General features: G+C 48.8%; 23 protein-coding genes, 1 tRNA gene and 1 riboswitch. Of the genes, 12 read left to right on the forward strand and 12 right to left on the reverse strand.

The features are described from left to right. The first annotated feature begins 28 nt into the window (after nucleotides 1-28). Nucleotides 29-105: transfer RNA gene (locus KQY15_RS12700), tRNA-Pro, on the forward strand. 86 nt (nucleotides 106-191) lie between these two features. Here KQY15_RS12700 and KQY15_RS12705 read toward each other — a convergent pair. After that, nucleotides 192-674 carry a DUF4124 domain-containing protein gene (locus KQY15_RS12705; protein WP_217669717.1) on the reverse strand — a complete coding sequence of 161 codons (483 nt, stop codon included), beginning with the start codon at nucleotides 672-674 and terminating at the stop codon, nucleotides 192-194. Nucleotides 675-944: 270 nt separating this feature from the next. On the opposite strand from KQY15_RS12705, the gene KQY15_RS12710 reads away from it, so the two are divergent. Next, on the forward strand, nucleotides 945-1,637 hold the full coding sequence (locus KQY15_RS12710; protein WP_217669719.1) for a superoxide dismutase: 693 nt from the start codon (nucleotides 945-947) through the stop codon (nucleotides 1,635-1,637). A gap of 100 nt (nucleotides 1,638-1,737) precedes the next feature. Continuing rightward, nucleotides 1,738-2,295, forward strand: a complete 558-nt coding sequence (locus tag KQY15_RS12715; RefSeq protein ID WP_217669721.1) for a YaeQ family protein — start codon at nucleotides 1,738-1,740, stop codon at nucleotides 2,293-2,295. Nucleotides 2,296-2,322: 27 nt separating this feature from the next. Here KQY15_RS12715 and KQY15_RS12720 read toward each other — a convergent pair whose 3' ends face one another. The 4 genes from KQY15_RS12720 to apbC all read right to left on the reverse strand — a co-directional run bounded on the left by KQY15_RS12720 (nucleotide 2,323) and on the right by apbC (nucleotide 5,500). Further along, nucleotides 2,323-2,898, reverse strand: a complete 576-nt coding sequence (locus tag KQY15_RS12720) for a glutathione S-transferase family protein (protein WP_217669723.1) — start codon at nucleotides 2,896-2,898, stop codon at nucleotides 2,323-2,325. Beyond that, a complete protein-coding gene (locus tag KQY15_RS12725; RefSeq protein ID WP_217669725.1) occupies nucleotides 2,895-3,794 on the reverse strand; it encodes a DMT family transporter in 900 nt (299 codons plus the stop codon). The genes KQY15_RS12720 and KQY15_RS12725 overlap by 4 nt, the downstream gene beginning before the upstream one ends. Before the next feature lie 180 nt (nucleotides 3,795-3,974). Beyond that, nucleotides 3,975-4,565: a dCTP deaminase gene (gene dcd, locus KQY15_RS12730; RefSeq protein ID WP_217669727.1), complete on the reverse strand. Its 591-nt coding sequence runs from the start codon at nucleotides 4,563-4,565 to the stop codon at nucleotides 3,975-3,977. 2 nt (nucleotides 4,566-4,567) lie between these two features. Beyond that, nucleotides 4,568-5,500 carry an iron-sulfur cluster carrier protein ApbC gene (gene apbC / locus KQY15_RS12735; protein WP_217669729.1) on the reverse strand — a complete coding sequence of 311 codons (933 nt, stop codon included), beginning with the start codon at nucleotides 5,498-5,500 and terminating at the stop codon, nucleotides 4,568-4,570. A 150-nt stretch (nucleotides 5,501-5,650) separates the two neighbouring features. Between apbC and metG the strand changes: the two genes are divergently transcribed. Together metG and KQY15_RS12745 are read left to right on the forward strand one after the other, a co-directional pair. After that, on the forward strand, nucleotides 5,651-7,711 hold the full coding sequence (gene metG / locus KQY15_RS12740) for a methionine--tRNA ligase (protein WP_217669731.1): 2,061 nt from the start codon (nucleotides 5,651-5,653) through the stop codon (nucleotides 7,709-7,711). A gap of 4 nt (nucleotides 7,712-7,715) precedes the next feature. Beyond that, nucleotides 7,716-9,110, forward strand: coding sequence for an MFS transporter (locus KQY15_RS12745; RefSeq protein ID WP_254795684.1), 1,395 nt, complete (start codon nucleotides 7,716-7,718; stop codon nucleotides 9,108-9,110). Between the two features lie 3 nt (nucleotides 9,111-9,113). Here KQY15_RS12745 and KQY15_RS12750 read toward each other — a convergent pair whose 3' ends face one another. Both KQY15_RS12750 and KQY15_RS12755 read right to left on the reverse strand, forming a co-directional pair. After that, on the reverse strand, nucleotides 9,114-10,580 hold the full coding sequence (locus KQY15_RS12750; RefSeq protein WP_217669732.1) for a hypothetical protein: 1,467 nt from the start codon (nucleotides 10,578-10,580) through the stop codon (nucleotides 9,114-9,116). Nucleotides 10,581-10,634: 54 nt separating this feature from the next. Further along, nucleotides 10,635-11,633: an NAD(P)H-quinone oxidoreductase gene (locus tag KQY15_RS12755; protein ID WP_217669734.1), complete on the reverse strand. Its 999-nt coding sequence runs from the start codon at nucleotides 11,631-11,633 to the stop codon at nucleotides 10,635-10,637. Between the two features lie 98 nt (nucleotides 11,634-11,731). Here KQY15_RS12755 and KQY15_RS12760 point away from each other — a divergent pair, with 98 nt between their 5' ends. After that, a complete protein-coding gene (locus KQY15_RS12760; RefSeq protein WP_217669736.1) occupies nucleotides 11,732-12,937 on the forward strand; it encodes a class I SAM-dependent rRNA methyltransferase in 1,206 nt (401 codons plus the stop codon). Between the two features lie 40 nt (nucleotides 12,938-12,977). Here KQY15_RS12760 and KQY15_RS12765 read toward each other — a convergent pair whose 3' ends face one another. From KQY15_RS12765 to KQY15_RS12780, 4 genes are all read right to left on the reverse strand, one after another. Continuing rightward, the gene (locus KQY15_RS12765; protein WP_217669738.1) at nucleotides 12,978-13,277 is read right to left on the reverse strand and encodes a PilZ domain-containing protein; all 300 of its coding nucleotides are present in this window, start codon (nucleotides 13,275-13,277) and stop codon (nucleotides 12,978-12,980) included. A gap of 131 nt (nucleotides 13,278-13,408) precedes the next feature. Continuing rightward, the gene (gene hrpA / locus KQY15_RS12770) at nucleotides 13,409-17,302 is read right to left on the reverse strand and encodes an ATP-dependent RNA helicase HrpA (RefSeq protein WP_217669740.1); all 3,894 of its coding nucleotides are present in this window, start codon (nucleotides 17,300-17,302) and stop codon (nucleotides 13,409-13,411) included. A gap of 62 nt (nucleotides 17,303-17,364) precedes the next feature. Next, nucleotides 17,365-17,784, reverse strand: coding sequence for a CBS domain-containing protein (locus KQY15_RS12775; RefSeq protein WP_217669742.1), 420 nt, complete (start codon nucleotides 17,782-17,784; stop codon nucleotides 17,365-17,367). A 62-nt stretch (nucleotides 17,785-17,846) separates the two neighbouring features. After that, the gene (locus KQY15_RS12780; RefSeq protein ID WP_217669744.1) at nucleotides 17,847-18,860 is read right to left on the reverse strand and encodes an isoaspartyl peptidase/L-asparaginase family protein; all 1,014 of its coding nucleotides are present in this window, start codon (nucleotides 18,858-18,860) and stop codon (nucleotides 17,847-17,849) included. A gap of 205 nt (nucleotides 18,861-19,065) precedes the next feature. Here KQY15_RS12780 and sbcB point away from each other — a divergent pair, with 205 nt between their 5' ends. Further along, nucleotides 19,066-20,499, forward strand: a complete 1,434-nt coding sequence (gene sbcB / locus KQY15_RS12785; protein WP_217669746.1) for an exodeoxyribonuclease I — start codon at nucleotides 19,066-19,068, stop codon at nucleotides 20,497-20,499. Nucleotides 20,500-20,549: 50 nt separating this feature from the next. Here sbcB and KQY15_RS12790 read toward each other — a convergent pair whose 3' ends face one another. Beyond that, a complete protein-coding gene (locus tag KQY15_RS12790; protein ID WP_217669748.1) occupies nucleotides 20,550-20,789 on the reverse strand; it encodes a DUF4282 domain-containing protein in 240 nt (79 codons plus the stop codon). Nucleotides 20,790-20,941: 152 nt separating this feature from the next. After that, nucleotides 20,942-21,052: riboswitch (TPP riboswitch) on the forward strand. Nucleotides 21,053-21,151: 99 nt separating this feature from the next. Here KQY15_RS12790 and thiC point away from each other — a divergent pair. Genes thiC through thiH form a run of 5 tightly spaced genes read left to right on the forward strand, consistent with a single transcriptional unit; the run spans nucleotide 21,152 to nucleotide 26,531 of the window. Continuing rightward, nucleotides 21,152-22,936 (forward strand): phosphomethylpyrimidine synthase ThiC, encoded by a 1,785-nt coding sequence (gene thiC, locus KQY15_RS12795; RefSeq protein ID WP_217669750.1) that lies wholly within the window; start codon nucleotides 21,152-21,154, stop codon nucleotides 22,934-22,936. Continuing rightward, complete coding sequence (gene thiE, locus KQY15_RS12800) at nucleotides 22,929-24,455, forward strand: thiamine phosphate synthase (protein ID WP_217669752.1); 1,527 nt, start codon at nucleotides 22,929-22,931, stop codon at nucleotides 24,453-24,455. Before thiC ends, thiE begins: the two co-directional genes overlap by 8 nt. Next, on the forward strand, nucleotides 24,439-24,639 hold the full coding sequence (gene thiS, locus KQY15_RS12805) for a sulfur carrier protein ThiS (RefSeq protein WP_217669753.1): 201 nt from the start codon (nucleotides 24,439-24,441) through the stop codon (nucleotides 24,637-24,639). The genes thiE and thiS overlap by 17 nt, the downstream gene beginning before the upstream one ends. A gap of 1 nt (nucleotide 24,640) precedes the next feature. Then, entirely contained in the window at nucleotides 24,641-25,408 is a 768-nt protein-coding gene (locus KQY15_RS12810) for a thiazole synthase (RefSeq protein ID WP_217669755.1), read from the forward strand. A gap of 10 nt (nucleotides 25,409-25,418) precedes the next feature. Next, nucleotides 25,419-26,531, forward strand: coding sequence for a 2-iminoacetate synthase ThiH (thiH, locus tag KQY15_RS12815; protein WP_217669757.1), 1,113 nt, complete (start codon nucleotides 25,419-25,421; stop codon nucleotides 26,529-26,531). Nucleotides 26,532-26,759 lie beyond the last annotated feature (228 nt).

The raw sequence follows: 26,759 nt of genomic DNA on the forward strand, positions 1-26,759 counted from the left end.
TACGGAATCATTATGATACTCCCCACGTCGGTACGTAGCGCAGCTTGGTAGCGCACTTCGCTGGGGGTGAAGGGGTCGGAGGTTCGAATCCTCTCGTACCGACCATTAAATTTGTACAAAAAAAGCCACTGAGCTTTGCTTAGCGGCTTTTTTGTTTGTTGAAACAAACGCAAATTAAACTGCAGCTGTTTTCAGAGTCGCCTTAGTTGTTTGGATAAGCGGTCTATTTCGCTATCTACTGCCTGAATATCCGTATCGTATTGCGCTGCAATTGCCGCCATTTCTTTTGAGACGCTTTCTTCCCACACTGCGCCGGCCAGATTATTGTTGGCTTTAAGCTTTGATTGGCGTAATTTTGTAATTTCAATATCACGCCGGCTTTGTAATCTGGCTTTATCACCTTTTAATCTGGTTATTTCCTGCTGCAGATCCCGCTTTACTAAAACATCCCTTACTCTGGCCAGAGTTTCTGACGGGCTTTCAGTCTGCACTGCCGGTTGTTGCTGGTTTGCAGGGCTTAAATTGCCATCTGTGGTATAACCGGTTTCTTCAGCATCATCACTGCAGGGGATTTGGCTGTAAGTCACTACGCCATTTTGCTCACATTTATAAACTGTTGCCATTGCAGAAAAAGACAGAACCCCTGCCACGGCGCTGATAACGATGAGTTTCATTGGCCATCCTTTTGATTCCTTGCACTGAACCAATGATAAACGATAGAACGTAAACATCCAGCGCCGAGCATCTCGAAATTGTTAAGACTTGAAATTGTTAAGCGCTGTTCAGCGCTTTTGCCGTTGCCAGAATGATTCTTCAGGTTGTTTGTCGCTATCGGGCTGTCTTATTTTATAGTATCTTTACCTTTAAATTTAAGCTGTTAACTAAAAGTCAGCTGCATATTGAGTGAAATACCATCGTATTTTAATGTTTAACAGGAGTTATCCATGATTATAAAAACTGCCAAATCCTTGCTTGTGGCAAGCCTTATTGCGTTTGGGGCTGTAGCGACAGTAAGCGCTGCGACCTTTAACCTGGCACCACTGCCCTATGCTGCCGATGCGCTGGCACCGGTAATTGATAAAGAAACCATGCAAATTCATCATGGCAGGCACCATCAGGCCTATGTGAACAATCTTAATGCTCAGGTAGAAACCTTTCCTGAATTAGCAACGCTGCCGCTGGAAGCCATAATGTCGCGGATGTCACGCTACAACAGCGCAGTTCGTAACAATGGAGGTGGCCACTATAATCATCAGTTGTTCTGGCAGATAATGGCTCCACCGGGCCAGGGTGGCCAGCCCTCTGTAGAGTTGCATGGCGCAATAAAACGCGACTTTGGTAGCTTAGAGGCTTTGCAAACAGCATTTAATCAGGAAGCAGCGACCCGCTTTGGTTCTGGCTGGGCCTGGCTTATTGTGGATAAAAACAACAAGCTGGCTGTTACTTCAACCGCGAATCAGGATAACCCACTGATGGACGTAGCAGACGTTCAAGGCACACCTATACTGGCGCTGGATGTCTGGGAACATGCATATTACCTGCAATACCAGAACAAACGTGGCGACTATGCTACGGCCTGGTGGAAACTGGTGAACTGGCATAAAGTAAATGAGCTATATGGCGCAGCAACAAAATAATAGCTCAAAACTGTATGGCCATTAAATAAGCCGGCTGTTTTTAATGCGAGAACCGCAGTGCTGAGTTACACTGCGGTTTTTTTATCGCTGGGAAACCTGTATGGCACTTAAAGCGACGGTTTTTAAAGTTCAGCTGCAAATCGCAGATATGGACCGCAACTATTATCAGGATCACAGTTTAACCCTGGCTCAGCATCCCTCTGAAAACGATGAGCGAATGATGGTTCGCCTGTTAGCCTTTATTATTAATGCCTCTGAAACGCTGACCTTTACCAAGGGCCTGAGCGCCGAGGAAGACCAGGCAGAACTTTGGGATTGCGATTTAACCGGTAATATTAATCTGTGGGTTGAATTTGGTCAGAGCGATGAAAAATGGCTCAGAAAGGCCTGCGGCCGGGCCCGCCAGGTACAGTTATTTTGTTACGGTGGCCGCAGTGTGCCGGTGTGGTGGAAAAACATTGAACCGGCGCTGCAGCGTTATCAGAACCTGCAGGTAACTGACATTCCTGAAACCGCAGTAAAAGAGATGGCAGCACTGGTTAATCGCACCATGCAGCTACAGTGCAATATCAGTGAAGGTCAGATTTGGTTATCTGATGCCAGTCAAAGCGTGCTGATTGAGCCGGTTGTGCTTAAACCATTACAACAACCGGGGTAAGGTTTCGGTTATAACAAGCGGCTGACATTACGTCAGCCGGGGATCAGACTCTGCCACCATAGGCTGCTGTTTATTTTGTGCCACAAACGCCAGCAATGCCGGATAGTCGTCCAGCTCGAGCAACTCGCGAAACAATATCCAGTCCAGCAGGCTGTAAAGCGCCATTGCCGGATAGCCCCAGCTGGCAAATTCAGCATTGGCAGCTTGTTGCTCTAATACAAACAATGAGGTAACAATCCGCTCCCGCTGCAAATTGTAAAACAGTTTATCGTCATTGGTATCCAGGCCACTGCGACTGCACTGAAACAGCATCACCAGCGAATCATTCACTGCATTAATAACCGTTAATTGATTTTCCTGATACCAGCTAAGGGCGGTAATACCCTGCTTCGCTGCCAGATAGCGGTAAATAACGCCGGAATCGAAAATGGTCTGCGCACCATCGGTAAGCATTGGGATCCGTAAAGTCGGGTTCATTGCTGCCAGCGTTTGCCTGTCGGCTCCTTCCAGAATATTCAGTTTAATAAACTCGCAGGGCACATCAGCCAGCAGCAAGCGAATGCGCCGGACATAAGGTGAGGTTTGTGAACCATATAATTTCATTGTTGCTCCTTTAAAGCCGGTGCCCGCCGTAACGCCGACACACTAAAACCGGTTACCAGCATGGTGCCGGCAATTACAATACCGGCTCCGGCCAGGGTATGCCAGCCGATGGTTTCCTGTAAAAAAAGATGGCCCCAGATTACACCGAATACCGGGATCAGAAAAGTAACGGTTAATGTCGGGGTGGCACCTAGATCCTGTACCAGCCTGAAATACAATAAATAAGCGACGCCGGTACACAGGATCCCTAAGGCCAGCACCGCCAGAAAACTCTGCGTTGCCGGCTCTGTTACAGGGACTGGAATAAACCACAGTAGCGGCACCAGCCAAAGGGTGGCTCCCCACATATTGCCATGAGCATTGCTGAAGGCCGGCACCGGTCTGGCCAACCGGGTATACCAGGTTGCAATGCCGTAACAGCAGGCTGCCCCTGCAGCAGCCGCAATTGCGGGTAACGCGGCCCGGTCAGCGACAACATCATCAAAACCAACCAGAATTGCCACCCCGCTGATCCCAAGGATCAGGCCCAGCATTACCTTGAGTGTCATGGTCTGGCGAAAAAACAATACACCGATAATTGCGCCCCACAACGGCGCTGTCGCATTTAGCACCGCCAGCAGTGATGCCGTCAGTGTTTGCGCCGCGTAGGCAAACAGTAAGAAAGGCAACGCCGTGTTAAAAAAGCTCAGCAGCATAAAATGGCCGGCGTACTGGCGTACAGGTAAACTGCGCTTGTATACCAGTGCCACTGCTGCCAGAAATACCGATGCCAGCAATACCCGGCCAAACATCAGCCATGCCGGGCCAAAATCGGCCACAGCAACGCGCATAAACAGAAAAGAGGCGCCCCAGATTGCTGCCAGACACAGTAGACGAATAATACTTGCAACTGCCACGGCCTTGCTCCCTGCTGCAAACTTTTAACGAAAGACATAAAAAATTAATTAAAAAATTAACGGCACGATGTTGCCAAGCTATGCAGTTTTATTGCATAATCATCCCGCTTCATTTTTGCTTTATAGCTTTTTGACCCACGCTTTGTCGTGGGTTTTTTATTTTATGCTGCCTGAAGTCTCTCAGCTTTTATCATCATGGCTAATCCGGCTGGCATCGGCGCCGGTTTGTTGCCGATACTTGGCATCAGGCCGGGTGTTATAGGGGCGATCTGCCGGCGTGGTCATTAATTCAAAGTTCAGAGCACCAATTTTCATATGTGGACGCAGTGCCAGTGGTAACTTACCGCTGTTGTAGAACTCCAGGACGATGTTGCCTGACCATCCAGGATCAATCCGGTGTGCGGTAACATGCACCATTAAGCCAAGGCGTGCTAACGATGAGCGGCCATCCAACCAGCCGACGATATCTGAAGGTAACCGCACTGACTCCTGCGTCACCCCGAGCGCTAGCTCACTGGGATGCAGTATAAACACCTGGTCGTCAGGGATATATATCTCGTCACTCATTACTGAATTCAGCGCGGCATCCACCTGCGCCCTTGGGCCGCTTAAGTCAATATAAGGCGCGGCATGGGCCTGAAACACCCTGAATTTATTGCCCAGCCGGATATCAACACTTACCCCACTGATCATGTCGGCATCAGGTGCCGGTGTAATACCAATTTTTCCCTCGGCCAGGTAACGCTCTATGTCGCGGTCACTCAATCTCATGCTTAATCATCCGTTATTACAATGTCTACCTGGTGCGCGGTGGCACCAGTGATATTAGTTAACATATTCCACGCAATTGTACGGTAAATTGCGGCAATTGGCTGCAGCTTTAATACCGCTGGTTCACCACCATCTGCGTGTTCACGTATTTGTCGCTGCAGTGGAAGTTGCCCAAGTACCGGTACCTGATAGCGCTCTGCTAGTCGTACCCCACCCGCTGTGCCAAAAATATCATCACTCTGGCCACAATGCGGGCATTGGTAATAACTCATATTTTCAATCAGGCCCAGTACCGGAATATTAACCTGGTTAAACATGGTAATGGCCTTGCCGGCATCACTAAGCGCCACATCCTGTGGGGTGGTAACAATTACCGCACCACTGACTTTCAGCTTTTGCGACAGGGTTAGTTGAATATCGCCGGTACCCGGTGGCATATCGACAATCAGGACATCAAGCTCTGGCCACAACGTTTCGTTAATCAGTTGCAGTAATGCCTGGCTGGCCATTGGGCCACGCCAGACCGAGGCTTTGTCTGGCTCTATCAGAAAACCAATCGATTGCAGCGTAACACCAAAAGCCTGCTTCGGGTTTAGCAGCTTATTATCTGGCGAATCTGCCCTGGCATCCTGCAGCCCAAGCATTAACGGAATGGACGGCCCGTAGATATCTGCATCTAATAACCCCGTCCGCAGGCCAATATGGGCCAGGGTCGTCGCCAGGTTAACAGCGGTAGTTGACTTGCCTACCCCGCCTTTGCCCGATGCAACCAGTACAATATGCTGAATATTCGCCATAACCGGTTCAGTGCTTTGCAGTAACTCAATTAAGGACTCAGGATCTATTGCCGGCGGATTGTCACTGGTGGGTGGTGTGTTTTGGTTTTTGCCTGGTTTTGCCGGTTTTACTGCCTGTTTTTTCAACCAATTAAACATTGCTGCTCCCAACGTTACTACACACAGGAAAGAATTCGCTGATATCTGCCACATTTTTGCCCCTGCAGAGCTTTGGCGGATGCGATTTAATGCTGGCTATTGTATCATTAAGCAACTTTTTTTCAGTTATTTATGCAAAGAGCCTCCCAGATGTCGCAACGGAAAATATTAATCACCAGCGCTTTACCCTATGCCAATGGCCCTATCCATCTGGGCCACCTGCTTGAATATATTCAAACTGATATCTGGTCACGCTTCCAAAAGGCCCGGGGCCATGAATGCTATTACGTTTGTGCCGATGATGCCCATGGCACCCCTATTATGCTTAAAGCACAGCAGCAGGGGATCTCACCAGAGCAAATGATTGCTCAGACCAAAATAGAACATGAAGCCGATTTTGCCGGTTTTGCTATTGGGTTTGACAACTACTACTCCACTCATAGTGATGAAAACCGTGAGTTTGCCAGCTTGATTTACCAGCGTCTGGACAAGGCCGGCCATATTAAGCGTAAAACCATCAGTCAGTTATATGACCCTCAGAAAAATATGTTTTTACCCGACCGGTTTGTCAAAGGTGATTGCCCAAAATGTGGTGCGCTGGATCAAAACGGTGACAGCTGTGATGTCTGCGGAGCCACCTATAGCCCGACTGATGTTAAAAACCCACGCTCAGTGGTATCGGGTGCCACCCCGGTTTTAAAAGATTCTGAGCACTACTTCTTTGACTTACCTGCCTTCAGTCAGATGTTGCAGGACTGGACCCGCAGCGGAGCTCTGCAGGAAGAAATGGCGAATAAACTGCAGGAATGGTTTACCGACGGCCTGCAGATGTGGGATATCAGCCGCGATGCCCCCTATTTTGGCTTTGAAATTCCCGGCGCACCAGGCAAGTTTTTCTACGTCTGGCTGGATGCGCCGATAGGCTATCTGGCCAGCTTTAAAAACTATTGTGATAACAATAGTGTCGATTTTGACAGCTTCTGGCAGCCAGACTCTGCAGCCGAGGTTTATCACTTTATCGGTAAAGACATCATATATTTTCACAGCCTGTTCTGGCCTGCCATGCTAGAGGGCGCCGGCTTTCGCAAACCAAACGCGGTATTCGCCCATGGCTTTGTTACTGTAAATGGCGCCAAAATGTCGAAATCCCGCGGTACTTTCATTAAGGCCCGCACATATCTGGATAACCTTAACCCGGAATACCTGCGTTATTACTTTGCTTCAAAGCTGACTTCAGGGATCACCGATCTTGATTTAAATCTGGATGATTTTACCCAGAAGGTAAATGCCGATTTAGTGGGCAAAGTGGTTAATATCGCCAGCCGCTGTGCAGGTTTTATTACAAAACGGTTTGACGGTAAACTTGCCGCAGAGCTTGCTGAACCGGCCCTGCTGCAGGATTTTATTGCAGCAGGTGACAGTATTGCTGAAAGCTTTGAGAAGCGTGAGTTTGCAAAAGCCATTCGCGACATTATGGCGCTGGCAGATAGGGCCAACCAGTATATTGATAACAAAGCCCCCTGGGTATTAGTAAAAGATGACAGCCGTCAGCAGGAAGCGCATGCGGTATGCTCAATGGGCCTGAATTTATTCCGGGTATTAATGCACTATTTAAAACCGGTGTTACCGGTAATGGCCGCAGAAGTTGAAGCCTTTTTAAATACCGAACTGAGCTGGCAGAATTATCAGCAACCATTGCTTAATCACGCCATCAACCCGTTTAAAGCGTTGATGCAACGGGTAGACCCGTTAAAGGTTGCGGCTATGGTTGAAGCATCTACCGACAACCTGCAGCCCACGACACAAACATCTGCGCCTGCAAAGGCAGAGGACACTAAACCCGCTGTCAAACCTGCAGCCGCTGGTCGCGAGCCGTTAAGCGACACCATTAGTATTGATGACTTTGCCAAAATTGATTTGCGGGTGGCAAAAATCGTCAGTGCCAGTGCAGTAGAAGGCGCTGACAAACTGGTCCAATTGCAACTGGATATTGGCGAAGGCGAAATACGTCAGGTATTTGCCGGTATTAAAGCGGCATACACGCCTGATGATCTGATTGGGCGCAGCACCGTTATGGTAGCCAATCTGGCACCAAGGAAAATGCGTTTTGGTATGTCTGAGGGGATGGTGCTGGCCGCAGGACCGGGTGGAAGTGACATTTTCATTTTAAGCCCTGATGAAGGTGCCACGCCTGGCATGCGGGTAAAATAGCCTGATGCTGAGCCCGTTTCGCAGTTTCTCATCATTGTTTGCCACCACCCTTATCATGGTGCTGGGCGCTGGTCTGTTAACCACTTATCTGGGGTTATCACTGGCGGCAGATGGTGTTGAGCAATTGTGGATAGGCGGCATGATGTCAGCCTATTATCTCGGGCTGGTAGTCGGCTCAAAACTGGGCCATAAATTGATCGGCCGGGTCGGCCATATCCGTACCTTTGTTGCCAGTGCCGGGGTGGTCACCGCATCAGCCCTTGGCCACGCGTTAACAGACGACTTGCAAATCTGGATAGTACTGCGCCTGCTGGTCGGTACTGGCATGATGTGCCAGTATATGGTGCTGGAAAGCTGGTTAAACGAGCAGGCTGAAACCAACCAACGGGGTACGGTGTTTGCCAGTTATATGATTGTGTCTTATATAGGCATGGTTGGCGGCCAGACTGTACTATCGTTTTTTCCGGAGCTGGGCTTACAGCCGTTATTGCTGGTTGGTATATGCTATGCGCTTTGCATAGTGCCGATAGCCCTGACCAAACGGATCCACCCTGCACCACTTCACCCGGCGCCGCTGAAAATTCTGCCATTCTGGCGTCAGGTCCCGCAATCTTTAACAACCATTCTGATGGCTGGTGGTATTTCAGGGTCATTTTATGGCCTTGCTCCTGCCTTTGCCGCCGGCTCAGGCTTATCTACTAAGGAAATTGCGGTGTTTATGTCTGCCACCATTCTGGCCGGCTTACTGGCACAGTGGCCTATGGGCAAGCTGTCTGACAAAATCCCGCGTAGCCGGTTATTACGGGTAAACAGTGCACTGTTAGGGCTTATTGTACTGACGATGGCAACTCTGCCCGTGACAGGCCCGTTGCTGATTGGTTTAACTTTCTGCTTCGGTATCCTGGCGTTTACCCTTTACCCGCTGGCCACCGCGTTGGCAAATCAACATATTGATGCCGAAGAGCGGGTTGCGTTATCTGCCACCATTTTACTGACCTTTGGTATTGGTGCGACTATCGGTCCGCTCATCGCATCAGGCCTGATGCAGTTACTTGGTAATAGCATGCTGTATGGCTATATGGCACTGGCCTGTTTAGTGCTGTTTATCAGGCTGCAACGGGTTAACTACAATCAGAAAATGGCCAAAAAAATGCTGTCACAGCAGCATTCTTCAGACTATCAGGTCGCCTCAGGAGATTTAGTTTCGTCGCCACTGGCAGCAGCGCTGGACCCCCGGGTTGATGAAGGCCTGGTGCAGCAACAAATGCGGGATGACATCAGCACTGAGCAGATACCGGAAACTGCGGTTGAACAAGACTCCGCATCAGATTCAGATCCGACACTTTCAGCTGATGCCGCAGCACCCGGCCGGGATCACTCAGCTGTTAAACCAGGTTAGTTGTTAATTTTGGTTTATCAGCGCTTTATTCCACAAATTCTGATTTTTGGTATAAGAAAAGTACTCTTCCGGATGCCAGCATTTGGGTAGCAGCGCCATACTTTTGCGCTCTTCAAAGTTCGACACCAGTTTACTTAAAATCTCCAGTAACCTTTCTTCACTGATCCGTTCTAATTTTTTGCGGGCTTGCGGGTAATATAAATTATTGTCAACGCTGACAACACAGCCCTGAGCAGACACATTATACGTCAGGTTACGGGTTACCATCCGGCAAACAGGCGTTCGTGGATTGTCCGGGTACAAGCTGGTGACAATCGCATATTCATAGCGATCTAAATCCTGTCGATCAGAATCTTTCGGAATATAGGTTACGCCAAATCCCTGCGGGAAAACCCCGGTAATAGCAAGCAGGCCGGCGACAGCTACCGGGCTGTAGACGCCTTTCTCCACCCCTTTCTCCAGCACCAGGCTGACTTTTGGCAAACTTTCATAGCTGTAGTTTGCTTTGGTCGATAACACTACCGAAGTGTAAATCTGAGGTATTTTTAATAAGTTGCCGACGCCGTGCTCCGGCTTAACCGCATTTTTCAGCAGAAAGATAGCAAAAGCCTGCTTTTCCCGTTCATTTTGCAGGTACCAGTCACGTTGCTCTCTGGAGTTGCCCTGATAGCTGCCTATACCAATCGCCTGCACTACGAAATTCAGGCTTTCCCGGTAGCTTATTTTCAGAAGCTCAGTTCTTTCATCGTTTTCAAGCACCCTGAACTGATCCAGATCACCGTCTGCTCCCTTCAGAATGCGTTGAGCGTCGGGATGACAGGTACCGATATCCTGCAGTAGTGCCGCCATCAGCAGCGGGATCTGGACATCATCCCGAAAAGGCTGATAGTCATCTTCCGGCGCCGTGTCAGCGCTTGCCTGATACCGTTTCAGAATGTATGGGTGGCTGATGTTACCGTCCAGCAGCAGCCGATCCAGCAGGCGTAAACTGAGTAACCCTTTATAAAGATGTTTGGTTTTCTGATTTGACGATGCCACGTTTTTGCCCACAGTTGGCGACATCAACTGAATGGTACCCAGCATTTTTGCAGTCTGCAGATTTGTTTCTTCAAAGCTGTTACTTTCTGACAATGCCAGAATATCAGAACATAGCTGGCGCATGGTTTCATAGCGGCCAGACTGCTCCTGTTGCTGCTGCAGGTTAAAACTGTCCTGCTCACTCTGTGCCTGCTGCAGATTCCGCTCTATCAGCGCCTGATCACCTTTGCTGGCCTGGGCCTGGCGGTGTTTGAACAGAAATACCTGCTGCTCTTTTTCTGCTCGTTGCTGCTCGCGCTCAGCGGATTGACCAAACCACAACGCCGCTTGCTCAAACAAAGAATCAGCAACAACAGTTTCATCATAAATACGATTTAACAGGGCTTTGACCGCTTTAGTGAAATTGGATTTACCTACATTTCCAATTGACATTATTCGTATTTATCCTTGTTCAGCTTTGCTACACACAATATTAACGATCAACCGTCAGAACTCCAGCACTAATTTACCGACATTATTGTTGCTTAACAAAACATTATGAGCCTGCTGGGCATTTTTCCAGTCAACACTCTGATCAAGTATTGGTGCAAATATACCGTTATTCATCTGCTCTGCAAAGGTGGCAACAAAGCCTGCTGTCAGTTGCGCTTTGTAGCTGTTCGTTCTGTTACGTAAGGTGCTGCAGACTATCCTGCCACGCTTTTTAAATAAGGGCGCTAAATCCAGTTGCTCAATTATCCGGCCTCCCATCAGCGCATAAATGATAATCAAGCCGTCTTCTGCCAACACCCGAACATTATGCTGCAGGTATTCACCGGCTACAGGGTCAAGAATTAAATCAACGCCTGTCGGCCAGTGTGTAGTAAGCTCGTCAGCAAACAGACTGTTGCGATAATTTACCGCCAGCTCAGCACTAAGTTTGCGACAGGCTTCAGCTTTATCTGAGCGGCCAACAGTCACGGCAACTCTGGCGCCGGCGAGCGTGGCAAGTTGCAGGGCGCTGGTTCCTATGCCGCTGGCTCCGGCGTGCAATAACAACCGCTGACCTGACTTCAGGCCGCCTATCACAAACAATAACTGATAAGCGGTTAAAAACGCTTCAGCAGCTGCTCCGGCTTGCAGCCAGCTCCAGCGCTTGGGTTTGGCAATTGCATGGCCACTTTGTAGCAGCGCATATTCAGCGTAACCGCCGCCGGCAACGATGCCAAAGACATCTTTACCGAGCCAGTGCTCATCGGCCTTGCTTGCTACCTTAACCACGGTGCCAGCTACTTCGAGGCCCAGAATATCACTTTCACCAGGCGGCGGCGGGTAGAGGCCCTGGCGTTGCATTAAATCTGCCCGGTTTACCCCGGCGGCTTTTACTTTCAGCAGCAACTGCCCCTGCTGTGGCTGTGGCACTGGCCGTTTTTCAATATGCAACGCGCTGTTTTTTCCAGGTTGCAGTACATTTACAACCTGCATTTGCAGCGGAATGTTTGTCATTTTCACCCTAAATGTTTCAAACTGGCAGGTTTTGCTTTTGCTTTGCTGTCAGCTTCTCTAAAATGCGGCTTTTAGTCTAGCACAGTGTAACCAAGCGTATGAGCAAGCAAACTACAAGCCCTGCCATTATTCTTGCCCCCGGTCGGGAAAAAGCATTAAAGCGGCAGCATCCGTGGATTTTTTCAAACGCGATAAGTCAGGTGATCAACACCCCCAACAGCGGAGATATCGTTGAGGTTCTGAGCAGCAAAGGTGAATGGCTGGCGACCGCTGCCTACTCGCCCCGCTCGCAAATCAGAGCACGGGTATGGAGTTTTGTTCAGAACGAGACTATTGACGAAAACTTCTTTTATTGCCGCTTAGCAGAAGCCTGGCAGCTAAGACAAAGCCTGTTTGATCTGCAAACCACTAATGCCGTAAGGCTGATTGCCGGCGAGTCTGATGGATTGCCAGGCATTACTATCGATAAATATGCAGATGTACTGGTGTGTCAGCTATTATCCGCCGGTGCGGAATCCAGCCGTAAATTATTGCTAAGCGCTTTAATTAAATTGTTTCCGAAGCACAGCATATTTGAGCGCTCTGATGTTGATGTCCGCAAAAAAGAGGGGCTGCAACCTGCTACGGGTTGGTTGCATCTGCCGCGTGATTCAGCTGAAGTGGTTATTCAGGAACACGGCATGGCGTTACTGGTAGATATAATAAATGGCCATAAAACCGGTTTTTATCTGGATCAGCGGGCCAGTCGTCAGGCGGTTAAGCGTTATGCTCTTTCCAGAACGGTACTAAATTGCTTTAGTTACACCGGAACTTTTGCAGTGGCGGCACTACAAGGTGGCGCCAACCATGTTACCAACGTCGATCTATCAGAGTTAGCACTGACAACAGCAGAACGAAATGCCAATTTAAATAAACTGGACTTAAGCGCTTTGACTCAGCAAAAGGCAGATGTATTTAAATTACTGCGCCAATATCGGGAACAGGGCAGACAATTTGATATGGTTATCCTGGATCCACCAAAGTTTGCCGACAATAAATCGCAGCTGGCCGGTGCTTGTCGCGGTTATAAAGATATTAATATGGTGGCGATGCAATTAGTGAAACCAGGTGGTTTGTTATTCACTTTTTCATGTTCAGGCCTGATGGAAGACAGCTTATTTCAGAAAATAGTGGCAGACGCTGCGCTGGATGCGAAACGTCAATGCCTGTTTTTAGAGCGTTTAACCCAGGACAGCGATCATCCGGTATTAAGCACCTTTCCTGAAGGCCATTATCTGAAAGGCCTGATCTGTAAAATTGCATAACACTAACCGGCAGTGTTGCTAACCCGCTGTTAAAAGCGGGTTAGTTTAATTCCATAAAAGCCAGACCAACCTGATAACCATCTTCACTTTCCTGAGCACACCGAACTACCTTAGCTGTAGCGTCAAGTGGCGGAATACTCGCATTATTAGATTCCAGTCTTACTTTAATTAACGTGCCCATCTCCAGTGGCTCATCAATATCTACCGACATACCAGACGCACTTAAATCGCGGCAAATACCGTCTATCATCCGGCCTGCTTCAGGATCATTAAGCTGTAACTGTACATCTGCATTAACCATCATTCTGAAATAATGCCGTCCATCGCCTTTTGTTAACATCACTTTCCCCTGTCAATACAACAACACTATTTATAGAACTTTCCTGACGGTGTGTAAAGTGCCAATAGACAGCCCTCAACATTGCAGGTTTAATATGCTAGCCAGGCTGTTGAATACCTTTTTAAACTGACCTAGCTTTTTAAATCAGCAACAGCGTGCAAAATACGTTTAACTGAAACCGGATAAGGCGTACCCAATTGCTGCGCATGCAATGATACTTTTAGCTCCTGTAACATCCAGTAAATGTTTTGCACAGGCTCAGGTAGCAACGGTGCACCAGCATATTTACCCAGTAAATTAGTGTAGGCATCTGCTGCTTTCTGATACTCATGCATTAACAGCCGGTCGCGCTGCGGGTCAACCGGCAACTTTTCAAGGCGTTTTAACATTGCCTGCAAATAGCGCAGGATGTCAGGTAACCGGGCCGCACCGTGCCGGCTGACAAAGCCTTTAAATACTAATTCATTGAGCTGCTGTTTAATATCGCCCTGTGATTGAATATGCGCCAGGTCTACCTTGCCTTTTAATCGTTTTTGAATGTCGTGACCTAAAGTTAGAATTTGTTCAACCTGGAGCGCTATTGCCACAACCGTCTCACCCAGACCGGCTCTTACTTTATCCCGTAATACACTGAATTGCTGGCTGGTTGTGGGCAGTTCGCTGCTAGCAATTAACGAATCTACGCCCGCGGCGATACAATCATCTATCAGCTCCAGCACCCGACCGAATGGATTAAAGTACAAACCTAACTTTGCTTTATTCGGTAACGACTCCTGCAGATACTTTACCGGTGATGGCACATTCAACAGCAATAAACGTCTTAATCCCAGTAATGTCATTTGTCGCGCTTGTTCAGGATTATCTAAAAGCTTTATGGCAACTGAGTTCCGTTCGTCAACCAGGGCCGGGAACGCTTTAATTTCATAACCTGCCTGAATTTTTACATATTCCAGCGGTAACTTGCCAAAACTCCAGTCGGTTAGCTCGGATTGCTCAATCCCTTGCTCGGCGACCTGGCTGAGGCTTTGTTGGACTTCGCCCTGCAAGCCTTGTTTTAACAAGGCCAGTGAACGGCTTTGTTGCAGCGTTTTGCCCCTATCATCAACCACTTTAAAATTCATGGTTAAATGGGCAGGTAAGCTGGTTAAATCCCAGGCATCCTCCGGGATCGTTACGCCTGACATTCGCTTTAAACGCTGGCTGACCACTTCAAGTAAATGGCCCTGCTCCGGCGCAATAACCTGCAACAGCGCATCAGCATAATTGGGTGCCGGCACAAAGTTACGCCGGTATTGCTTAGGCAGGGATTTTATTAACGCAACCATTAACTCATGCCGTAACGCCGGTATTAACCAGTCAAAACCGTTGTCTTCAATTTGGTTAAGTAGCGCCAGCGGTATAATGACACTAACACCATCATCCTGCTCACCCGGGGCAAAGTGATATTCCAGAGCCAGAGTGACATTGCCCTGACGCCAGCTTTCCGGAAACTTATCAGCGGTAATATCACTGGCATCACGGTTTAGCAGGCTATCCGGGTCAAAATTTAAAAAGTCAGGCTGACTGGCGCGCTGCTTTTTCCACCATTTAGTAAAATCTATCCGGTTATTGGCCCATACCGGCACTTTTTCAGCATAAAACGCTGCAAGTGTCTCTTCATCAACCAGAATGTCGCGCCGGCGCGACTTCTCCTCCAGCGCCGTCACGCCGTCAATCAGCCGCTGGTTATGGCTTAAGAAAGCTTCGTTGCTACCCAACTCCTGGTTAACCAGGGCTTCACGGATAAAAATCTGATGGCTAACGTGCTCATCAATTTTACTGTATAACACCGGACGTTTTGGCACGATCACCAGCCCATACAACGACACTTGCTCATAGGCCACTACCGCACCACGTTTTTTTTGCCAGTGCGGCTCGCTGTAACTACGGGTGACTAAATGGGCTGCCAGCGGCTCAATCCATTCCGGTTCGATCTTAGCCAGGCTGCGCGCATACAGTTTACTGGTCTCAACCCACTCCGCCGCAACAACCCACTTCGGTTTGCGTTTAAACAAATTGCTGCCAGGGAAGGCGTAGAAGCGGGTCTGGCGGGGCCCCAGATAGTCGGCCTCGGTATCTTTAAAGCCTACCTGGCCCAACAAACCGGTTAGCAGGGCGCTGTGCAGCGACTGATAGCCGGCGCTACCTGTATTAAAACTCATCCCCTGCTCTTTTGCTAACTGGCTAAGCTGGCCCACTAAGTCCTGCCATTCCCTTACCCGCAGATAGTTTAAAAACTCCTGCCGGCACAGGCGGCGAAACTGATTGTTGCTTAATTCCTGCTGTTGTTGCTGTAAGTAATCCCACAGTTTCAGCCAGCTGCTAAAGTCTGAGTCGGGGTCAGCAAAGCGGCCATGACTCTCATCTGCTTTTTGCTGTTTATCAAGTGGTCGTTCCCGCGGGTCCTGAATTGATAACGCAGCCACCACCACCAGTACTTCGTTTAAGGCACCATTACTGCTGGCACTAACAACCATTCGGGCCAGTCGCGGATCTATTGGTAAACGGGCAAGTTGCTTACCTAAAGCCGTTAAACTTAATTTTTGCCGGCCCCGCTGTGGCTCTATGGCGCCGAGTTCTTCCAGCAGTTTTATACCATCGTTGACAAAACGGTTGTCTGGCCGCTGTAAAAAAGGAAACGCATCAATATCACCCAGACCCAATGCCAGCATCTGCATAATAACCGACGCTAAATTGGTGCGCAGTATTTCCGGATCAGTAAACTCTGGCCGGCCGTTAAAATCCTCTTCGCTATAAAGCCGGATACAAATACCGGCTGCAACCCGGCCACAACGGCCTTTTCGCTGATTGGCACTGGCCTGACTGATTGCTTCTATCGGCAGTTGCTGCACTTTCGAACGATAACTGTAACGGGACAAACGGGCGGTACCAGGATCGATAACATAGCGAATACCAGGCACTGTCAATGAGGTTTCTGCGACGTTTGTTGCCAGCACAATTCTTCTGCCGGCATGGCTTTGAAAAATCCGGTTTTGCTCAGCAGCACTTAATCTGGCATAGAGCGGCAGTACTTCGGTATGCGGCAATTTAAGCTTTTCCAGGGCGTCGGCAGTATCTCTTATTTCCCGCTCACCATTTAAAAATATAAGAATGTCGCCGCGCGGTTCCCGGTATAGTTCTTCTACCGCATCAAAAATACCCTGTAATTGGTCGGTATCTTTATCATCCTGTTCAGTGTAAGGACGGTAGCGGGTTTCAACCGGATAGGTGCGGCCTGATACTTCAATTACCGGTGCATCAAAAAAATGGCGGGAAAAACGCTGTGGATCAATCGTTGCTGAGGTAATAATCAGTTTTAAGTCTGGTCGTTTCGGTAGCAACTGCTTTAAATAACCCAACAGAAAATCGATATTCAGACTGCGCTCGTGGGCTTCGTCAATAATGATAGTGTCATACTGATTTAGAAACCGATCCTGCTGCATTTCTGCCAGCAACACCCCGTCGGTCATCAGCTTTACCAGCGTCTGGCCGGTAGTATGATCACCAAAGCGGATTTTATAGCCAACCTGTTGCCCGGGCTGACAACCTAACTCTTCAGCTATCCGATCGGCCACACTACGCGCCGCAAGACGTCGTGGTTGAGTGTGACCGATAGTCCCGGCAACCCCGCGTCCCAGCTCCAGGCATATTTTCGGAATTTGGGTGGTTTTACCTGAGCCCGTTTCACCGGCAATGATCACAACCTGATTCGCGGCAATGGCGGCCTTAATATCATCCTTTTTTGCAGCAACAGGTAATTCCATCGGATAACTGATGGCGGGCACAGCAGCCTGACGTGCAGCTCGCTGCGCAACTGAACGCGAGATATCCGCGGCAATTTTCTGTAACTGTGGCAACTGAGCCGCTTGATCGGTAATTTTTCGACACTGATTTAAACGGCGGCGCAGCCGGAACTGATCCTGTAACAGACAATCAGTGACTTTGGAATATAAAGATGCAGCACTTACTACTGGCTCAACAGACAAAATAACACCCTCAGCAATCAGAGGGCGTCATGCTACCAAGCTAGCAGGGTTGAGGTCTAGCGTTAAACAACACGCCGGTAGTGAGAATGCAGCTCTTTATCGATTGCGGCTAAAACATCAGAGCGGTTGATAATACCCAGCAAATAACCATCATCATCGACAACGGGGTATAGCTTAGGTTTTAGTTTCAGCATCATCTGCGCTAAATCAATCACGCCATCGTAAGGTTTTACTGTTAATACTTCTGTATTCATCACATCAGCAACCCGGGCGGATTGCTGATCATGGTAAGTTGACATTAACATCCGCGCCAGACAATCCTGCTCCGACACAAAGCCAATGATCTTGTTAGCAATATCAACCACAGGCCCGCCGGTCTGCTTCCCTTTAATTAAACGATCAACCGCCATCTCTACTGGCATATCGACGGTAAAAGTAACAGGATGACGATGCATATAGTCAGCGACTTTCATCAAATCCATCTATTCCCTCCAAACATCTAATCGCAACCAGTTTGCGCCTCTTCAGTTTAGTTCAGGCTGGTTTAATTGCCTGCTTTTTCAGTTTCAGTGGCGAAAATTTCAACTACGGTACCTGCGTAATTACGTTTTGCCCGATACATTCCCTGAGTATTAAAGGCCCAGCTAAGTTCACCTTTGTTATCAACAACAATAACACCGCCTGTGCCGCCAACCTGCAGCAGCTCAGTAATGACCTCATTGGCAGCTGTCGCTGCAGTTTTACCCTGGTATTTAACCCTGGCGCAAATATCTGACGCCACGTTATAGCGAATAAAATACTCGCCATGGCCAGTACCTGACACCGCACAGCTGCTGTTATCGGCAAAGTTACCAGCACCAATAACCGGCACATCGCCTACCCGGCCCCAACGTTTAGCGGTCATGCCGCCGGTGGATGTCGCCGCAGCCAGATTACCGGTGTTATCTATCGCTACTGCACCCACTGTTCCCATCTTCCAACCTGGATCAACTTCAACAGTTGCTTGTTGCGGTAGTTTTTGCCGGGCCTGCTTTGCCTTCTTCAGCGCTTCATAGCGAAATTCGGTATTAAAGTAACTGTTATCAACCAGTTCCAGTTGCTGCGCAGCGGCGAACTGCTCGGCGCCTATACCGGTTAACATAACGTGGTCTGACTTTTCCATCACCGCCCGGGCCAGCAGAATAGGATTTTTGACATTGGTAACACTGGCAACAGCTCCGGCGTTACGATCCTGACCGGTCATAATGGCGGCATCCAGTTCATGGTTTTCATCCCAGGTATATACCGCACCTTTACCAGCATTAAAAAGCGGCGAGTCTTCCAGTACAGTTACGGCCAACGTCACGGCATCCAGGCTGCTGCCACCGGCAGCCAGCAATTCATAGCCCTGATTTACTGCTTTAGTCAGGGTCGCCTCGTAATCCTGTCGCTGCTCTTCAGTCATTTTACTGCGATCAATAGTGCCTGCGCCGCCATGGATCACAATGCCGACAGGTGCGCCTGCGGCCATAACTGAAGCAGACAGGCAAAACGGAATAGCCAGTAATAATTTTTTCATTGGTTGTCCTAATGGTTATTGTCTGTTCTTTGTACTGGAATTGTTTTCAAATCACAACTTGTTGTAAAACTTATTAGCCTGGCGGCTGACTCTGCCAGCTACGCCTGCTTAATTACAATGAAAAGTTACATCTAGCGTCAATACCAATGTTATGATTGTTGGCATTGGCTTATAACTGCAGCTGCATTAATCTCAGAACTATATTATGTCGCAACCACTTTCGTTCTATTTTCACGATTATGAAACCTGGGGGGCCGACCCGAAGCGGGATCGACCCGCTCAGTTTGCCGGGATCAGAACCGACCCTGAACTGAACATTATCAGCGAGCCGGATGTCTGGTACTGTCAGCTGGCCAATGACTATCTGCCTCATCCGCAAGCGGCATTAATCACCGGATTAACGCCGCAATTATGTAATAAAAAAGGAATGACCGAAACTGAGTTTATGCAACGCATTCTGAGCCGTTTCAGTGAGCCTGGCAGCTGTGTTCTGGGTTACAACAGCTTGCGGTTTGATGATGAGGTAACCCGATATAGTTTATTCCGCAACTTTTTTGAACCCTATGGACGGGAATGGCAACAGGGTAACAGCCGCTGGGATTTAATTGATGTGGTTCGGGCTTGCTATGCATTGCGTCCGGAGGGCATTAACTGGCCCCTGCGGGAAGATGGCAGCCCCAGCTTTAAACTGGAGCATTTGAGTAAAGCAAACGGCCTGGCTCATGAACAGGCGCACGATGCGTTATCAGATGTTTACGCCACCATAGCTATTGCCAAATTGATCAAAGAGAAACAACCTAAACTTTTCAGCTATTTATTTGAGCTGCGTAAAAAAACAAAAGTAAGCGAATTGATAGATGTTGCAGGCTTAACACCGTTGGTTCATGTTTCATCCAGATTTCCGGCCAGTTCTGGTTGTATTAGCTGGATAGTGCCTCTGGCTTTTCATCCAACTAATAAAAATGCAGTTATCTGTTACAACCTGCAAGCAGATCCCACGCCGCTACTGACAGACAACATCGATACCCTGGTTAGTAAACTGTATACCCGCACTGCCGATCTGGCAGAGGATGAAGAGCGGCTTGGCCTGAAACTGATACATTTAAATAAATGTCCGGTGCTGGCCAATGCTAAAACGCTAAGTATCGAGCGGGCTAACGAGTTAGGAATCGATAGAGCGCGTTGTCTCACCCATCTGGAGTGGTTTAAACAGCACCGGGAAATACAACAAAAGGTGATTGAGTTATATCAACAACCTTCTGACTACCCCAACGAAACAAACCCGGATTATCAACTTTATAATGGCTTTATCAGTGATGCTGACAAACAGAAAATGCAACAGTTACACCAGTTGTCAGTGGAGGAATTAGCAATAAATCCACCTTTGTTCAGTGACGAACGTCTAAACAACTTGTTATTTTTATACCGGGCAAGGAATTATCCGCAAAGCTTAACGGATCCAGAGCAGCAAAAATGGCAGCGTTACCGCACTGATAAACTGATGCACGGCCTGGATAATCCGAACCTGACAATGGAAGACTATAGTCTGGCACTGGAGAACCTGGCGCATGAGCATGCCAGCGATGAGCAGAAAATGAAAATTTTAAAAGCGTTGTATTTGTATGTGCAAAGCTTGTAACGATGGCTTAGTTTAAATAAAAAACACCGGTATAAAACCGGTGTTTTGGTTTATTCTTTGTCGGCCAGTTTTTTCAGGTTTTCATGAATTTTAAACAGCACGATTAATAATTCACACCAAATGCGCACACCTATACTGCCAAATATTAAAATACCCAGCCCGGACCAAAAACCACCGTAACCGAATATTGAGCCGATACCACTGACTAAGACCGCTAACAACAATAACCAATAGACAAAAGTAATAATTTTCGGGGTTAGCATTGAATCAAAAAACAATACATCTCTCATTTTATTTCCTTTTTTTATTATGCTCCAAGTCGTAACACTGGGTTACGCTTTCAACATAAAGCACAACATCCTGACTAACAACTCCGACTAGTAGCAGTATGCTAGTATTAATATTGGCCTTTCAATTTCAATAACCTACCCTTATACTCTATCGCTACTTGTCGGAGTGCCCAGCTGTTTACAGCGGGCTGAGACCGTGAAAACGGGATCCGTTGAACCTGATCAGGCTAATACCTGCGAAGGGAAACAAGGGGAAATGCAATACATAACAAACGGCACCAATCCGGCTGGCGGATTGGCGACTTGTTGTCACCTGCCCCCACTCCGGACAAGCAACCTCAACTTGTTAACCGGAGTTTGCTATGTCTGTTACTGCTATATCTAAACGCGATTTACGTGCTCATGCCCGCGCCTATATTCAGGCGTTACAGGGCGAAACCTTTCCGGGTTCAACCCGCCGTTACCTGCAATGCAACAACAGCAAGGTGCAGGTGCCGGTAAGAGATATCCATTTAACACCTAGTCGTTTGCCAGATGGCACAACGACGCCCAACGCCCCGCTGCCGGTTTATGACACCTCAGGCCCCTACGGCGATCCGACCCAACCATTAGATGTCTTAAAAGGTCTGCCCAAACTGCGGCTGAACTGGATTATGGACCGGGCCGATACTATGCACTCACCGCTGCCCCCTTTCGCTGACATTGCGCTGGATGAACAAATTACTGAATTTGAGCACCAGCCCCTGCAGGCGAAACCCGGTAAAATCGTCACCCAACTGCATTATGCCCGACAAGGCATTATCACTCCGGAAATGCATTTTATTGCACTCAGAGAAAACATGGTAGCAGAGGATGGCGTTCGCAGTCATGCTGGTGAAAGCTTTGGCGCTACGATCCCAAAAAAAATCACTGCAGAGTTTGTCAGGCAGGAAGTGGCTGCCGGGCGCGCCATTATTCCAGCCAATATTAATCATCCGGAAGCCGAGCCAATGATTATTGGTCGGAATTTCAAAGTAAAAGTTAATGCCAATATCGGCAACTCGTCAGTCAGTTCCAGTATTGAAGAGGAAGTAGAGAAGCTGGTATGGGCAACCCGTTGGGGCGCCGATACAGTAATGGACTTATCAACCGGCCGGCGTATTCACCAAACCCGAGACTGGATCTTGCGCAATAGTCCGGTGCCTATTGGCACAGTGCCGATATATCAGGCTCTGGAAAAAGTAAACGGTGATGTCAGTAAACTTAACTGGCAGATATTTTACGACACCCTGGTTGAACAAGCCGAACAAGGCGTTGACTACTTTACCATCCATGCCGGGGTACTAAAAGATTATGTGGCGCTCACGTCAAAACGCGTTACCGGCATTGTCTCGCGGGGCGGCGCCATTATGGCGCAGTGGACCCGGCTTTATAATCAGGAAAGCTTCCTGTATCAGCATTTTGAAGATATCTGTCAATTATGTGCCGCCTATGACATTTCGCTGTCGCTGGGCGATGGTTTACGTCCTGGCAGCATAGCTGATGCCAATGACGAAGCGCAATTTGCCGAGCTGCGTACCCTGGGCGAACTGACCAAAATCGCCTGGCGTTATGATGTCCAGGTTATGATTGAAGGGCCGGGCCACGTGCCGATGCAACTCATTCAGGAGAATATGACCGAGCAACTGAAGCACTGCCACGAAGCACCGTTCTATACGCTTGGCCCGCTAACCACCGATATTGCTCCGGGTTATGATCATATTACTTCTGGTATTGGCGCAGCGATGATCGGTTGGTTTGGTTGTGCCATGCTCTGTTACGTCACGCCAAAAGAGCATTTAGGCCTGCCCAATAAAGAAGATGTAAAACAGGGGCTTATTGCCTATAAAATTGCGGCTCATGCGGCTGATCTGGCCAAAGGCCATCCGGCTGCGCAGCAGCGGGATAATGCCTTGTCCAAAGCCCGCTATGAGTTTCGCTGGCAGGATCAGTACAATCTGGCACTGGACCCCTTTACCGCCAAGGCCTATCACGATGAAACGCTGAGTCATGAAGGAGCAGACACGGAGCAGTTTTGTTCTATGTGCGGCCCTAAGTTTTGCTCTATGCGGTTAAATCAACAAGTACAGCTGGAAAAAATTGCGGACGAGGCGTTAAAAGATGCCTGAGCAACATATCGCAAGCAAACCCATTGTCTGGACTATTGCCAGCTCAGACAGTGGTGGCGGCGCCGGTATTCAGGCAGATTTACTGACCTTTACCGCTCTTGGTTGCCATGGCTGCAGTGCTGTCGCTGGGGTTAGTGCCCAAAATAGTATGACATTCAATGTCATAGAAGCTGTCAGTCCAGCGATGCTGCAATCTCAGCTTGATTGTCTGCTCAGCGATATGCCGCCTGCTGCCATTAAAATTGGTCTGATCCCGGATGAACAGTTATTGCTGTTGCTGCGACAATGGCTGGAAAAAAATAAACCCCGCCACTCGTTCAGGGTTATTGCCGATCCGGTACTAAGCACCAGTAGCGGCCATAACTTTGCCAGCGGCCGGCTTATCAGCAGATGGCGCAACTTGCTGCCACTGCTGGACCTTATTACCCCTAACCTGCCGGAACTAGCGCTACTGTCCGGCATGCCGGATGCCGCCATTTCAGCTCAGGTAACACAGCTGGTACAACATGCTAAGACAGCTGTATTGGTTAAAGGTGGCCACAGTACTAGTGACGATGTCGTTACCGATCAGTTGTTTGAAAAAGACAGTTATTTCGAGCTTAAACACCAGAGAATAACAACACCTCATACTCATGGTACCGGCTGCGTGTTATCTGCTGCCATAGCTGCAGGATGCGCGCAGGATTACCCTCTGCATGACGCCGTTATCATCGCTACAGCCTACTTACAACAAGCGCTTGAGCACGGTTACCCGACCGGTAACGGCGCGGGCTGCATGCAACATCACGGCTGGCCGTCAGAGTATCGCTATTTTCCTCAGTTACACTGGCCTGCGGATTACCGTGCCCAGCAAGGTTGCATGCAACAATTCAGCTTTGCCAGTATGGCCGTGCCCATTGGTTTGTATCCGGTTATCGACAGCGTGCAGTGGTTGAAACGGTTGCTGCCACTGGAACCCGATGTGATTCAACTGCGCATTAAAGATGGCTCAGAACGCGAAGTTGCACAACAAATTGTTCAGGCAGTTCAACTTAGTCGTGATTACAAATTGCGCTTATTCATTAATGATCACTGGAAATTAGCCATTAAATATGGCGCTTATGGCGTACATCTGGGCCAGCAAGATTTAGCTACGGCCGATTTGAAAGCAATTGCTGATGCAGGTTTACATCTGGGTATCTCCACCCACAATTACCTGGAACTGCTTAGAGCCAGACAATTGAAACCATCATATGTCGCTCTCGGCCATATTTTTGCAACCCAAACAAAACAGATGCAATCCAAACCGCAAGGGGTAAAGCGCCTGAAGTACTATGCCGCAATCTGCCAGGATATTCCGACAGTGGCAATAGGCGGTATTGACGCCCAGAAGCTGGCCGCAGTTGTTGGCAGCGGCGTTGATGGTGTGGCGGTAGTATCAGCAATCACTGAGCATAGCGATCCGGAACGCGCCTTTATGCAGTTGAGACAACAATTCCGGCAGTACAAATTGGAGGCGCATTATGCATATTCGACTTAATGAACAGTTGTTGCAATTAACCAGCAACTGCACGGTTGCTGAGCTACTGCAGCAGCAACAGCTGGCAAGTGAAGGTCTGGCGGTAGCTATTAATAATACCGTGATCAGCAAGCGCTGCTGGTCAGAGCATAAGCTGCAAAGCAATGATAACGTGCAACTTTTTCAGATTGTTACCGGAGGCTGAGATGTTACAGATTGCTGATAAGACCTTTAACAGTAGGCTGCTGCTCGGTAGTGGTAAATTCGCGAGTAGCCAGCTGATGCAACAGGCTGTTAAAGTCAGCAACTGCCAGCTGGTTACGCTGGCAATAAAACGACTGGAGCTGAATAAACCACAGGACGACTTACTGACACCGCTGCGAAATCTGAATATTAAGCTGCTGCCTAACACAGCCGGAGCCAAAACTGCCAAAGAAGCAATATTTGCTGCAGAGCTGGCCCGTGACGCCTTACAAACGTCCTGGCTTAAACTGGAGATCCATCCGGATCCGCGCTATCTGATGCCCGACCCAGTCGAAACACTGCTGGCAGCAGAGCGACTGGTTAAAATGGGCTTTGTGGTACTGCCCTATTGCAGTGCCGATCCAGTATTGTGTAAACGACTGGAACAAGCAGGTTGTGCGGCAGTGATGCCACTTGGTGCCGCTATAGGCTCGAATCAGGGCTTACAAACCCGGGCTATGCTGGAAATTATTATTGAGCAGGCTCAGGTTCCGGTCATCATTGATGCTGGCTTGGGTGCCCCGTCTCATGCGGCTGCAGCAATGGAGCTGGGCGCTGCGGCAGTTTTGGTCAATACTGCCATTGCCAGTAGCGCAGATCCGGTGGCAATGGCTGGCGCCTTTGCTAATGCGGTAAGAGCCGGCCGCGCTGCCTATCTTGCTGGATTGGCATCAGCTCAGCCGCAGGCGGTGGCTTCCAGTCCGTTCACTGACTTTCTGACAACGCTGTGAGGATCTGGCAATGAGTTTCAGCGAGCAATGGCAACCGCAACACTGGCAGAGCATGCAACTGCAAAGCCGCAGTTTTTCAGCCAGTCAGGTACAGGCAGCGTTAACTAAAAACCAGCTGAGCATATATGATCTGCAAGCGCTGCTGTCGCCGGCAGCACTGCCACTACTGGCTCAGATAGCAACTAAGGCGCAGCGGCTTACCCGTCAGCGTTTTGGCCATAGCGTGCAATTTTTTGCACCGCTGTATTTATCAAATCTGTGTGCCAATGAATGTAGCTACTGCGGATTTTCGATGAGCCAGCAAGTTAAACGTCGCATTTTAAATTTAGCGGAAATAGAACAGGAATGTCTGGCAATAAAAGCACTTGGTATCGATCAGGTCCTGCTGGTAACCGGTGAGCACGAACGAAAAGTAGGTATTGATTACTTTTGCCAGGTGCTGCCTGTGATCAGGCGCCACTTCAGCAGTATTCAACTTGAAGTACAACCGCTGACAACCACTGAATACCAACAGCTGAAAAGCCTGGGTGTCGATGCTGTGATGCTATATCAGGAAACCTATAATGCCACGGCGTATCAGCAGTTTCATTTAAAAGGCAAAAAATCAGATATCCGCTGGCGGCTGGATGCACCTGACAGAGTGGGCAATGCCGGTATTGATAAAATCGGCCTGGGCATTTTACTGGGCCTGACCGACTGGCGTACCGATGCAATAGTTCTGGCGCAACATCTTAAGTATCTGCAAAAGCGTTACTGGCAATGCCGCTTTAGTTTATCAGTACCCAGGATCCGCCCCTGCAGTGGCGGTTCTGACAAGGTAACAGCCATTGACGATAAAGCGCTAATCCAGTTAATTTGTGCCTTTCGGCTGTTTGCCCCTGAGCTTGAAATCAGTTTATCCACCCGTGAGTCTGCTACATTTCGCCAGCAGGTAATACCGCTGGCCATAACCAGTATTAGCGCTGGCTCTAAAACCCAGCCAGGTGGCTACAGTGTCGATCCGGATAATTTAGAGCAATTCAGCATTGATGATACCCGCTCACCAAAACAAGTAGCAACGGCACTTTCGCACCAAGGCTTACAACCTGTATGGAAAGATTGGGATAGTTTTTTGGGAAGATAAAGCATGGCGGCTAAAACGCCGGGATCGTTGGGCGGCGTACTACATTGCTCACCCCATCCCTGGGATTCGCCGCTTCGCGGCCCGCTGAAGCTGTCCAAACATGCTCCTGGCATGTTTGTCGCATGGGGTCGCCCTGCTCGAGCAATACACCGCCAAATCATAGCCAATAAAAAAGCCCCTGCTCTTTCGAGAGGGGCTGTTTTATTGAATTGGGAGCCTGGCGGTGTA

Source organism: Arsukibacterium indicum (assembly GCF_019100565.1).
In the GTDB taxonomy this organism is placed as follows: Bacteria; Pseudomonadota; Gammaproteobacteria; order Enterobacterales; family Alteromonadaceae; genus Alishewanella; species Alishewanella indicum.